Annotated in this window: 5 protein-coding genes; 4 read left to right on the top strand and 1 reads right to left on the bottom strand. The window is 71.1% G+C overall.

Annotation, left to right across the window (positions count from 1 at the left end):
* Positions 1-400: 400 nt before the first annotated feature.
* Positions 401-4,081, bottom strand: a complete 3,681-nt coding sequence (locus tag ACFZBB_RS08405) for a BTAD domain-containing putative transcriptional regulator (protein ID WP_391119105.1) — start codon at positions 4,079-4,081, stop codon at positions 401-403.
* 767 nt (positions 4,082-4,848) lie between these two features.
* On the opposite strand from ACFZBB_RS08405, the gene ACFZBB_RS08400 reads away from it, so the two are divergent.
* The 4 genes from ACFZBB_RS08400 (at position 4,849) to ACFZBB_RS08385 (ending at position 12,791) form a co-directional block, all read left to right on the top strand.
* Complete coding sequence (locus tag ACFZBB_RS08400) at positions 4,849-5,841, top strand: ATP-binding cassette domain-containing protein (protein WP_391119103.1); 993 nt, start codon at positions 4,849-4,851, stop codon at positions 5,839-5,841.
* On the top strand, positions 5,838-6,737 hold the full coding sequence (locus tag ACFZBB_RS08395) for an ABC transporter permease (protein ID WP_391119100.1): 900 nt from the start codon (positions 5,838-5,840) through the stop codon (positions 6,735-6,737). Before ACFZBB_RS08400 ends, ACFZBB_RS08395 begins: the two co-directional genes overlap by 4 nt.
* A gap of 467 nt (positions 6,738-7,204) precedes the next feature.
* The gene (locus ACFZBB_RS08390; RefSeq protein ID WP_391119098.1) at positions 7,205-8,842 is read left to right on the top strand and encodes a TROVE domain-containing protein; all 1,638 of its coding nucleotides are present in this window, start codon (positions 7,205-7,207) and stop codon (positions 8,840-8,842) included.
* A 388-nt stretch (positions 8,843-9,230) separates the two neighbouring features.
* The gene (locus tag ACFZBB_RS08385) at positions 9,231-12,791 is read left to right on the top strand and encodes a family 78 glycoside hydrolase catalytic domain (RefSeq protein WP_391119096.1); all 3,561 of its coding nucleotides are present in this window, start codon (positions 9,231-9,233) and stop codon (positions 12,789-12,791) included.
* The last annotated feature ends 75 nt before the right edge of the window (positions 12,792-12,866 follow it).

Here is a 12,866-nt window from a genome sequence, read left to right as displayed (position 1 = left end):
TTCCCCGCCTCCACCCCACGACGACCGCCGCTCGGTCGGCCGGATGAGCCCTTTCTCACGGCGCCCCGGTTCGATCCGGCGAATCGTCTCCCCACGAAGCCCGTGCCGACACGGGTATCCCGCACCGTCGGAGATCCGGCACCCCCACCCGCCCGCGCTCTCGGGTACCTCCGCACCATGACGCCCGTGACCCCGGGCCGCCCACACGGCTGGGCGCCTTCCACCCCGTGACACCCGGTGCTGCCGGCTGCCCGGATTCTCCCTGCCCGCACCGGCGGGCGCCCCCGCTCCACGACGCCCGGTCGGCCGCACCTTCACGCCGACCGGAAACACCGCCGACCCGGCAGGCCCCCTGCCGGGAGCTGGCGTTCCCCCAACTCCCCGGCGACTCCTTGGCCGTTCAGCTGTGCAGCTCGGCCTCCGCCGGAAGCTGCGCCGCCGCGACACCCGCGTCGGCGCCCCCGTCGGCCAGCGTACGCAGCAGCCGCCGCACCTCCTCGACCAGCGCGACACCGCCCTTGTCCGTCCGCAGCCCGGTCAGCATGCCCGCCGCCGCCTGCCAGTCGGCGCGCGCGCCCTGCGGACGGCCGGACGCCGCGTGCACCCGGCCGCGCAGCACCATCGCGCGCGCCTTGTCCAACGTCGCGCCGATCGCCTCGAAGCCGGTCAGCGCGCGCTCGACGTACTCCGGCGCCGCCTCGACGTCCGAGGTGAGCAGTGCCTCGGCGAGCGCCAGTGCGATCCGGCTCTCCACCATGCGGGCGCCGGCTTGCACCGCCAGTTCGAGCGCCTCGGTCAGCATCGCGCGCGCCGAACCCGGCTCGCCGCGGCGCAGGTCGACCGTCGCCAGACCCAGCAGCGCGTAGCACTCGCCGACCTTGTCGCCGGTCACCCGCACACTGTCCAGCACACGCGTGTAGGCGACATGCGCGTCGTCCAGCCGCCCGACCCGCAGGTGCAGCGCGCCCAGCCGGTTCTGCACCTGAGCGGTGACCCGGCGGTTGCCGACCTCGTGGCAGATCGCCTCGGCGCGCTCCAACAGCCGCAGGGCCGTGGCCGTTTCACCGCAGTCCACGTGCACCTGGGCCATGTTGTGCAGGACGTGCGCCTCGGCGATCCGGTCGCCGGTGACCTGGAAGACGCCCAGCGCCTCCTCCCACCGCTCCTGCGCCGACGCGATGTCACCGGTCAGCCGGTCCAGATAGGCCATGTTGCGCAGTACGAGCGCAGCGCCGTGCTCGTCGCCGAGTTCGTGGTAGAGCGTGTGCGCCCGCTCGAACTGCCGCATCGCCGGGTCCGTGCTCTGCTCGAACATGTGCAGCGAGCCCAGTGAGTAGCGCATCGCCGCCTCGCCGTGCTGATCGCCCGCCCGGCAGGCCGCCTTGAGCGCGATCTCGTGCGTCTCACGCCAGTTGCCGAAGTACGAGTACGCCTCGAAGAGCGTCACCGAGCTGAGCGCCAGGTCCCAGCAGTGCTCGACCAGTCCGGCCGCCGCCGCCTGCCGCACGGCCGCCACGATCGACGTACGCTCCTGCTCGTACCAGGCCAGCGGGTCGGACAGCAGCCGCTCCACCAGACGGTCGGGCAGCCGCCAGCGCTCCGCCGAACTGCGTCGTTCCAGATAACCGCCCGCGTACTCGCGGCGGTGCGCCTCACCGGTCAGCGACAGCAGCGCGCCGAGCCAGCGCTCCAGCGCGCCCAGCCGCTCCTCGGAACTCTCCTCCGCCAGCCGCTCCTGCGCGAAGGGCCGCATGATGTCGTGGAAGCTGTAGCGGACATGGCCGCCGGGACCGGGGGTGGCGTCGATCAGATACGCCTCCGCCAGGACTTCGAGCGCCTCCTGCGCGCGCAGCACGTCGACCTGGAGCAGGGGGGAGCCCACCCAGGCCGCGAAGTTGGGCACGTCGAGCAGGGCGAGACGGCGGAAGAGCAGCCGGGCGTCGTCCGGCAGGCTGTCGTACGTCAGCGAGATGCTGGCCCTGACCTGCATCTCACCGTGGTTCAACTCGTCCAGCCTGCGGGACTCGTCGAGCAGCCGGTCGACGAGGTCGGCGACGCTCCAGTGCGGACGGGCCGCCAGCCGCGCCGCCGAGATCCGTAACGCCAGCGGCAACCGGCCGCAGAGCTGGGAGAGTTCGGTGACGCTCTCCGCCTCCGCGACCACCCGCGCCTCACCGATGTAGCGGGCGAGCAGCGCGGCGGCCCCGCTCTCGCTGAGCGCCCCGATCTCCACCCGGCCCGCGGTGGGCAGACCGGTGAGCCGCTGACGGCTCGTCACGATCACCGAGCAGTCGGCGCTTCCGGGCAGTAGCCAGGTGACCTGACGCTCCGTCATGGCGTCGTCCAGCACGACCAGCACGTGCCGCCCGCTGACCAGGTCGCGGAAGAGTTCGGCGCGTTCCTCAAGGGATTTGGGCAGGCTGGGGCCGACGACACCGAGCGCCCGCAGGAAGCGCTCCAGGATGTCGGACGGGTTCGCCGGACGGTCGCCGACCCGCAGGTGCGCGAAGAGCTGGCCGTCGGGGAAGTCCTGGGTGAGCAGGTGCGCGACGTGCACGGCCAGCGTCGTCTTGCCCGCGCCGCCCTGTCCGACGATCACGCAGACGGGCACCGCCTGGTCGCTGCGGTGGCGCTGGTCGCCGCCGATCTGCCGCACGATGTCGTTCACGGTCTCGCTGCGGCTGGTGAAGTCCGGGATGTCGGCGGGCAGCAGGCTCGGCGCACGCCGCTTGGGCTCCTCGGTCGGCGGCTGGTGCGGGGATTGTCCTTCGCCCTGGCCGCGCGCCTGCTCCGAGGCGCCCTCCGGGTCGGCGCGGGCGCCGGGCATGGGGCCGCCCGCCGAGGTGGGCGGCCGGGCCGACTCCGCGGGCGCGCTGCCCGTCGGATCGTCCCGGTCTGCGTACCGGTCGTCGCGGTCCCGCTCCGCGCGGTCCCACTGATCGCGGCGGGGGTCGTCGCGCCGGTATTCGTCCGCGCGGTAGTCGTCCCGCCCGTGTTCGTCCCGCCCGTGTTCGTCGCGCTGCTCGTCGCGTCGGCGTTCGTCCCGGCGGTAGTCGTCGCGGCGGGGGTCGTCGTGCCTTTGATCGTCGCGCCGCCGGTCGTCGCGCCGCTGGTCTTCGCGGTGCTGCGGCTGACGCCCCTGACCGTCGTGGTCCCGGCTGTCCCGGCTGGTCGAACGCCCCGACGTGGTCTCGTCCGGCTCCGCGCCCGGCAGCGCGAACGTACCGGCGAGCATCGCCCGGTGCAGGCCGCGCAGTTCACTGCCCGGGTCGATGCCCAGTTCGCTCTGCAATTCCTCACGCACCTTGCGGTACGCGTCCAGCGCCTCCGCCTGCCGCCCCGCCGCGTAGAGCGCGATCATCAGGAGCGCCCTGAAGTGCTCGTGCAGCGGATACTCGGCCGCAAGGGACGTCAATTCGCCGATCAGCCGGTGCTGTTCACCCGCGATCAGCCCGGACTTCAGGCTTTCGCCGAGCACGGCGAGCCGTCGCTCGTTGAGCCGCCCCACTCCCTGCTGCACCAGCGTGCTGTCCACGTCGGCGAGCGCGGGACCGCGCCACAGTTGCAGCGCGTCCCGCAGGATGCGGGCCGACCCGGCCGGGTCCCCGGCCGCCAACGCGGCCTGCCCTTCGTGGACTTCGGCCTCGAACCGGTGCAGGTCGAGCGTGCCCGCGGGGACCCGCAGCAGATAGCCGGGCCGTCGGGTCTCGATCAGGTCCTCGCCGCCGCCCGCGAGGATGCGCCGCCGCAGGTTGGAGATACAGATCTGGATCTGCCCACGCGAGGTCGCCGGCGGATCGTCGCCCCACACGGCGTCGATGAGCCGTTCCACCGGGATCACATGACCGGCCTCGAGGAGCAACATCGCCAGTACCGTCCGCTCGCGGGCACCGCCGAGTTGCACCGGGCGCCCGTTCGCCGAGACTTCGAGGTGCCCGAGTATGCAGAACTCCAACGACTTACCCCCGGCTACTGTCGGTAACGGAGCGGGTGAGTGCGCTGTCCCGCCGCGCGAGGCCCCGGTGTGCGCGGCGGGCCCTATTGCGTGTACTCCGTGCCGCTCAATTGGACGAATTCTCATTCATGACGCAGCACAAATCAAGATGTCCATAGCGGCATGGTTGATTTCAAAGAGAGCCACTGGGGTGAGTGGGGCGTGTGTGACATGAGTGCGTCATCGACTTCCTCTCGGGGCCGCACTTCGGCGCCGATCCCCGCCGCGCACCGGGCCGCCGCCTTGTGTCGCGACACTCCCCGTAAGTAGCGTCCTGTCCGTCTTTCCCCGTCACATACGGCGACGTTCCGGCTGCGAATCCGGTATGTCCGCCCGTGGGGTATCGGTCATGCGCTGTCCCCCCTGCCCGCCCGGCCCGCGGCCCTCGGCCGGACCCGCCGGAGCCCCTATTGACCGCCTCCGGATCAATGTTCAGAACACCCGGATGGTGTGAGAATGAATGAATTCACGCCGTCATTCCCTTGAATCCTGTACGAGTTTCCCGAATGGGTCCTTTACTGGCTCTTCGCAACCGTGTACTGCCACTTCGGGAATCCGCGGCCATTGGGCATATGCACCGGTCCTGTTCCCCGGCCCGGCTCCTCGGGCCGCTCAGAGCCCCTGCGACGGCGGTCGGGGACCCCGCCGGGAGGCGGGCGGTCCGCTTTTCGCGATCATCATAAACGCCCCCGCCCGCGTCGGCCGACGTCCCCCGGTCGGACCGTTGTCGCGGGCCGCGCGGGCCGGGGCGTGTTTCGATGACGAGAGCGGCGGGGCGCGCCGATCGGGCGGCGGACGGGCGCGGGCCGGGCGGCGGACGTGCATGCGGGTCGAGCGGAGCCGGGAGGTGGGACATGGCGGTCGAGGCAGCGGTGGAGCGGACGGGCCCCGGCGGTGGCCGGCCCCCGGTGATCCGTACGGTCGGGCTCAGCAAGCGGTATCCCAAGGCACCCGTCATGGCGGTCGACGGCCTCGACCTCGAGGTCTACGCCGGGGAGTTCTTCGGACTCCTCGGACCCAACGGGGCGGGGAAGACCACCACTATCGGCATGCTCGCCACGCGCGTGGTCCCCACCGGCGGGAAGGCGTACGTCGGGGACATCGACGTCGTCGCGCAGCCCGCGCTCGCCAAGCAGGTCATCGCGGTCGTGACGCAGCAGAACACCCTGGACCGCTCGCTGACGGTGTGGGAGAACCTCTACTACCACGGGCTGCTGTTCGGGATCTCCGCCGGGCGGTCGCGCGAACTGGCCGACGAGTCGTTGGAACGCTTCAGCCTGTCGCGCTGGGCCGCCTCTCCTGTGGGCAATCTGTCGGGCGGCATGGCGCAGCGGCTGCTGGTGGCGCGCGCGATCATGCACCGCCCCGCCGTCCTCTTCCTGGACGAACCGACGGCCGGTCTCGATCCGCAGAGCAGGCTCGCGCTGTGGGAGATCCTGGCCGGGCTCATCGCCGACGGCCAGACCATCGTGCTCACCACGCACAACATGGAAGAGGCCGACCAGCTCTGCGACCGGGTGGCGATCATCGACCACGGGAAGATCCTCGCCCTCGACACACCGGAAGCCCTCAAGCAGGGGGTCGGCGCCGACACCATCGTCACCGTGCTGGCGGGCGGCGACCACGAAGCCCTCGCCGCCCGCCTCACCCGGGACATCGAGGGCGCCGTCCGCACCCGGCTGGTCGACGGCGGCGTCGAACTCCAGGTCCAGGGCGACGAACGCCTGCTGCCGCGCGTGGTCGCCAGCACCGAGCGGGGCGGCTTCGAACTGGTCGACCTGTCGATCGTGCGCAGCTCCCTGGAGACCGTGTTCATCAGCCTCACCGGCAAGGAGCTGAGGGAATGACCGCACCACCGGCCGGACCCTCGCAGCCGCTGTCCCCGACGCACCGGCCGGTCACCGTACGGCCGAGCCGGTCCGTGGCCGCCGCCGGCCGTACCGCCCTCGGCGCGCTCGTCCGGCGGGACCTGCGGGTGCTGTGGAAGAACTTCGGGCAGTTCGTCGCCCGGACACTCGTCCAGCCGTTCCTGCTGGTCTTCGTCTTCCTCTACGTCTTCCCCACCATCGGGCAGGGCATCGGCGGCGCCGGGGGCTCGACGGGGGAGTCGGACTTCGCCACCGTCCTCGTGCCCGGCGTCGTCGCCATCAGCATCATGTTCCAGGGCATCCAGTCCGTCGCGATCCAGATGTCGCAGGAGTTCGGCTACACCCGCGAGATCGAGGACCGGGTGCAGGCGCCCTGCCCGATCTGGCTGGTCGCCGTCGCCCGCGTGCTGTCGGGCGCCGTCCAGGCCCTGATCTCGGCGGTCATCGTCTTCCCGATCGCCGCGGTCGTCCACGCGCCCGGCGTCCACGCCCATCTCACCGTCCACTGGTGGATCGTGGTCACCCTGATCCCGCTCGCCTGCGTCGCCATGACCTCGCTCGGCCTGATGCTCGGCACCACCTTCCAGCCGCAGAACATCGGCGTCATGTTCGGCTTCGTCGTCCTGCCCCTGGTCTTCCTCGGCGGCACCTACTACCAGTGGACCAAGCTCTCCCTCGTCCACCTCGGCGGCTTCCACTGGCTCCAGATCCTGGTCCTGGTCAACCCGCTCATCTACATCACCGAGGGCATGCGCGCCGCTTTCACCGAGTCCACCCACATGTCGCTCTTCGCCGTCTACCCCGTCCTGATCGCCGCCTGCGCCGTCTTCCTCACGCTGGGCCTGCGCAACTTCCGGCACCGCGTGCTGTCCTGACCCACGGGCGGACGGGCGGACGGGCGGACGGGCGGACGGGCTTACGGGCTTACGGGTTCACGGACCCACGGGCGGATGGGTTTACGGACCCACGAACTGCGGCCGGTGCGGCCCGCGCGGCCGGTAAATCAGTCGGCGCGTTCGGGGCACGTGGCTATGCTGACGATCGACAACAGCACCTCCCGGTGCGCAGGTCGCGGTTACTTCTTTGTGGTAGAACCACTTCGGTGGGCGGGGTTCGAACCCCGCAGAACCGCGGCCGTCCTGATCTCGGGGGGCGCAGCATCGGCGGTGTCCGGTGCGCGGACAACGGGTACTTCCACTCTTCATGGTGAGACGTGGGTTCGAATCCCACCGGGTGTGAAAACCCTTAGCTCAGCGGCCCAGAGCGCATTGTTCCCGTCGTCGACCCCTGATCTCGGACACCGCCCCGCTGGGCTTCCCCTCCAACGCGGGGGGACTCTTCCATGTCTCGTTTCAATCAGCGCGGCGTCAAGCCGCGGGTCACGTCGCCCGTGACCACGTCCGGCGAGCGGACCGTGACGGCGGAGGGCGGCTCCGGCCACCTGCGCGACCCGCGGTCCGAGCTCTTCCTGCTCGCGATATCCAACGTCGTGGGCACCGACACCTTCTACGAGAAGGGCGGCGACCGCGACGACCGGTACCAGCGGCTGGTCCGCCGACTGGCGATCGAGGACCCGCGGTGGACGGCCGCGCTCCTGGCCTGGCTGCGCGGCGACGGCAACATGCGTACGGCGGCGCTGGTCGGCGCCGCGGAGTTCACCGCCGAGCGGCTGCGCAACGACGCACCCGGCTACTCCCGGCAGGTCGTCGACTCGGTGCTCCAACGGCCCGACGAGCCCGGCGAGTTCCTCGCCTACTGGACCTCGACGTTCGGCCGCCGACTCCCCAAGCCCGTCAAACGCGGTGTTGCCGACGCCGTACAACGCCTGTACAGCGAGCGGTCGTTGCTGAAGTACGACACCGATTCCAAGGGCTACCGCTTCGGTGACGTCCTCGAACTCGTCCACCCCTCGCCTGCCGCCGACAAGCCCTGGCAGGGCGACCTGTTCAAGCACGCCATCGACCGGCGTCACGGCCGCGGCGACGACATCCCGGCCGCGCTGCGTGTCGTCCGAGGCCGGGCCGAGCTGATGGCCGTGCCGGTCGGGAACCGCCGCGGTCTCCTCGGTGGCGGTGACCGGACCGACGGCCCCGACGGCAGCAGCCGTATCGCCGCCGCGGGCATGACGTGGGAAGCGCTGGCGGGCTGGCTCCAGGGCCCGATGGACAAGGCCGCGTGGGAGACGGTCATCCCGTCGATGGGTGTCTTCGCGCTGGTCCGCAACCTGCGGAATTTCGACCGCGCCGGGGTGTCCGACGAGGCCGCGGCGCAGGTCTCGGCCACGATCTGCGACCCGGAGCGGGTGGCTCGCTCGCGCATGCTCCCGTTCCGGTTCTGGGCGGCCCACAAGCACGTCGAATCGCTGCGCTGGGGCCACGCGCTGGACAAGGCGCTGAACCTCTCGCTCGCCAACGTGCCCGCGCTGCCCGGCCGCACGCTGATCCTGGTCGACCGCTCGCCGTCGATGTTCCCCGGCTTCGGCTTCTCCACGCCGAACAGTTCGGACATCACCCTGGCCGAGCAGGCCGCGGTCTTCGGCGCCGCCCTGGCGGTACGCGCCGCCGCCCCGACCCTGATCGAGTTCGGCATGCGCAGCAGGCCGGTCGCCGTGCCGAAGGGCGGCAGTGTCCTGCGCCTGATCGAGAAGTTCGGCCGGATCGACGGCACCGACATCCCGTCGGCGGTCAAGGCCCACTTCCGCGGCCACGACCGGATCGTCGTGGTCACCGACGAGCAGACCAGGCCCGGCTGGTTCCCGTCCAACGCAAGTGGCCACGGCGGCATGCGCGAAACGGAGATCGACGCCCTCGTCCCGAAGAACGTGCCGGTCTACATGTGGAACATGGCCGGCTACAAGGCGGGCGCCATGCCCTCGGGCACCGGCAACCGCCACACCTTCGGCGGCCTCACCGACCACGCCTTCGGCATGATCCCCCTCCTGGAGTCCGGCCGCTCCGCGTCCTGGCCCTGGGAGCGCTGACCCCGCCTCACCGCACCCCGCCCGACCTGGCGAAGCCCGAGCCCGGCAGCCCACCGACTCGATCGTGAACGAGCACTGTCGAAGGCGCGCCGGGCGGACCCGCCCGGCGGTTTCGACGGCTACCCGAGCCGAAGGCCGCCGGGCGGCCCTCCCCTCGGCTTCGACGGCCATTCGACCCCCTCTGAATCGATTCCCCGCACCCCGAGTCCCGGCCCGCGAGCCCGCGTGCCACGACTCCTTGACCGGCGCATACGCCCACCGGCTCCCGGCGTCAGGAGTCTTGACACACCCGTTCACGCGTCCGTAACGTCACTAGCAGATGGAGTGAAACGATTCAATCCCTTTCCGTGGACGGACTGTGACGATGCGTCGAAGACTGGTGTCCCTCTTGGCCACGGCCTCGGCCCTCGCGGCCCTGGTCCTGGTCCAGCCGCTGGCCGGGCCCGCGAGCGCCGCGCCGCCGGGCGCGCAGGGCTCGGGGCAGCAGGCAGGCGTGGGGAACAGCGGCGCGCCCTCCCACCTGACGGTCGGATCGCTGGCCGCTCCCGTGGACGTCGATCCCGCCGGCACCGTCGGCTTCGGTTGGCAGTCCGGGGTCGGCCGCCAGACCGGCTACGAACTCCGTGTCACCGAGGGCGAGTCGGGCCGCGGCCGGGTCGTGTGGGACAGCGCGAAGGTCGCCTCGGCCGCCGCGACCGCGATCCCGTACGGCGGCGCCGCCCTGCGCACCGCCGAGCGCTACTCCTGGTCGGTGCGGGTCTGGGACGAGCGCGGCAGGGCCACCGCGTGGTCGGCCCCCGCGACCTTCGGCACCGGACCCGGCGCCACCTGGGGCACGAGCGCGCCGATCTGGTCCGCGCCGCCCGCCGTCGACACCTGGACCGACTACCGTCTCGACGTGAAGCTGACCGTGACCAAGGTCGCGCTCGGGGTGAAGTTCCGCTCACCCGACGTCCGCAACGGCTACATGTGGCAGTTCAGGGCGTCGGACACCAGCAACCCCAACACCCTTGTCCCGCACGTCGAGACCAACGGCACCTTCCGCGCGGGCACGCCCGTACCGCTGAACACCACGCTCGCCGTCGGCACCACGCACGACGTCCGCATCGAGGCGGTCGGCTCGACGCTCACCACCTTCCTTGACGGCAAGGTCGTCGACACCAGGACCGACACCGCCTTCGCCGAGGGCGGCATCGGATTTCGTACCGGCGGCACCGAGACGGGCACCGCGGACGACGTCACCGTCACCAGCCTGGCGGCGGCCGACAGTGGAAAGACCCTCTACGCCAACGACTTCGGCGCGACCGGCGCGCCCTTCCCGTGCGGCACCGTGCAGAACGGTGCGCTGGCCGTGGGCACCAGCACGGACTGCCTCAGCTCCCACACCACCAACGACTGGGCGCTGCTGCGCCACGACTTCACGCTCGACAAGAGCGGGAAGCGGACCAAGCAGGTCGCCTGGGCCACCGTCTTCGCCACCGGCTCCTCCTTCGACGCGGCCAAGCAGTACGTCTACAAGCTGTATCTCGACGGGCGGTTCGTGGGTCTCGGCCCGACCGAGGCTCTGGACAAGGAGACCCGCTACGACGGCTTCGACGTGACGGCAGCGCTGCGGTCCGGCGGCGAGCACGCGCTGTCGGCGGTCGCGTACACCACCAAGGACCAGCGCTTCCAGGCGTATCTGGTGATCCGCTACACCGACGGCAGCACGAGCACGGTCGGCACAGGACCCGGCTGGACGAGCATGTCAGGTGCGGACATCTGGCCGTCCGCGAAGTCCACCGGGACCAGTTACTGGAACATGCCGCAGGAGGACATCACGATGAGCCGGTACCCGGACGGCTTCGGCCGCTACGGGTACGACGACTCCGCGTGGACCGCCGCCACCGCGAAGACCGCGTTCACCGACCTCCGGCCGACCCCGTTCGGCAAGGTCCAGGAACAGCTCAGGCGGCCCGTGAAGATCACCGACAAGGGCAACGGGAACTACCTCGTCGACTTCGGCCAGACCTGGCAGGGCGGCGTCCACCTCACCCTGCCCGGCACGGCGGGACGCAAGGTCACCCTCCGCTACGGCGAGGAACTGTCCGACCCGACGACCGTGCGCTACAAGCTCCGCGCGGGCAACGAGTACCAGGACGTCGTCACCCTGCGCGGCGGCACCCAGAGCGTCGACACCTGGGGCATGCGCGTCTTCCGCTACCTCGACGTCCTCAACTCGCCCGTCCCCGTCACGGCCGACAATCTCCAAGCCCTCGCCATGGTCTACCCGTTCGACGAGAGCGGCGCCCAGCTCACCTCGTCCGACCCCGACCTCGTCTCGGTCTGGCAGCTCGCCAAGAACACCGTGGAGACCACCAACCAGAACTTCTACGTCGACTCCTGGACCCGCGAGCGCGGACCGTACGAATCCGACAACTACATCCACCAGTTGGCGAGCCTCTACCTCAGCGACGACCCGACACTCGGCGTCTACTCGATGGACTACTTCGCCAACCACCGCACCTGGCCGCAGGAATGGCCGCTCTACGTGATCACGTCCGTCTACGACAACTGGCGGCAGACCGGCTCCACCGACCAGGTCAAGCGGATGTACGACGCGCTCGTGCCCAAGCTGCTCAGCAAGGACTACAACGCGGCGCTCGGCACCATCGACCAGTCGGACGCCATCGTGGACTGGCCCGAGGGCAGCCGTGACGGCTATGTCTTCGCCGCGAAGAACACCATCCTGGGCGCCCTGTCGTACAGCAACTTCTCGCAGATGGCGGTCCTGGCCACCTCCCTCGGCAAGAGCGCCGACGCGGCGAACTTCACCGTCATCGCCGACCGTCTGCGCACCACCCTCAACTCGGCGTTCTACAACGCAGGCAAGGGCGCGTACGACGACGGGCTCAGCGCCGACATGAAGCCGACCGGGCACTTCGCGGTCCAGGCGACCGCGTTCCCCGCCGCCTTCGGCGTCCCCGCGAGCCGGCAGCAGTACGACGCGGTCGCGTCGTACCTCACCTCGCGCGGCATGGCGTGCAGCGTCTACTGCTCGGGCTTCCTGCTCCAGGGGCTGTACAACGCGGGCCACGCGCAGGAAGCGCTCGACCTGCTCACCTCGCACGACACCAACAGTTGGCTGCACATGATCGACCTGGGCGCGGGCGCCACCGGCGAGGCGTGGGACCCGGCCGAGAAGAGCAACATGACGTGGTCGCACCCGTGGGCCACCGCCCCCTCGTACGTCATCCCGCGCGACATGTACGGCATCGCGCCGTCCACGCCGGGCTACGACACCTTCACCGTGCGTCCGCAGCCGGGCGACCAGACGTACGGCTCGGTGACGACACCGACCGTCAAGGGCACGGTCGGCGCGTCCTTCCACCGCGTCGGCGACCGCACCGACCTCGGTGTGTCGGTGCCGGGCAACTCCGTCGCCACGGTGAGCGTGCCGGTCACCGACGGATACCGGGGCACGACGGTGTACGTGGACGGCCGTGCGCAGACCGCGACCCGGCAGGACGGCGGCAGGCTCGCGGTGCGCGTCGGCGTCGGCTGCCATGTGCTCAGCACCTCAAGCAGCCGGGCCGTGACCGCTGACCCGCTGCTGACGGGCGTGTGCGGCGGCGCGTACCGGGTCGGCGACACGCCCACCGGCTCGCTGGTCACCACGGCGGTGAGCGCGACACGCGGGAAGCCCATCCCGGTGACGCTCACCCTCGACCAGCAGGTCACCGGCCTGACCGCCGCCGACCTGCGGGTGTCCAACGGCACCGTCACCGGCCTCACGGCCAACGGCGTCGGCGCGGCGGGCACGACCTGGACGTTCACCGTCACCCCGCGCGGGAACGGCGGGGTGACGGTCCGGGTCCCGGCAGGCGCGGTGCACGGCACCAGCGGGCGGCCGAGCCTGGCGATCGGACCGCTGACCGTCGGCTCCGCCGGGCACGGGCCCTGGGGCTGAACGCTCCTCGCCGCAGACCCCTGAACCCCGCTGAACCCCCCTGAGCCAAGGCCGGGTGCCGCGATCAACCCGTGG

The sequence above is a fragment of the Streptomyces sp. NPDC008139 genome, from assembly GCF_042957025.1.
Lineage (GTDB): Bacteria > Actinomycetota > Actinomycetes > Streptomycetales > Streptomycetaceae > Actinacidiphila.
This window is presented reverse-complemented; position numbering and strand designations above follow the sequence as displayed.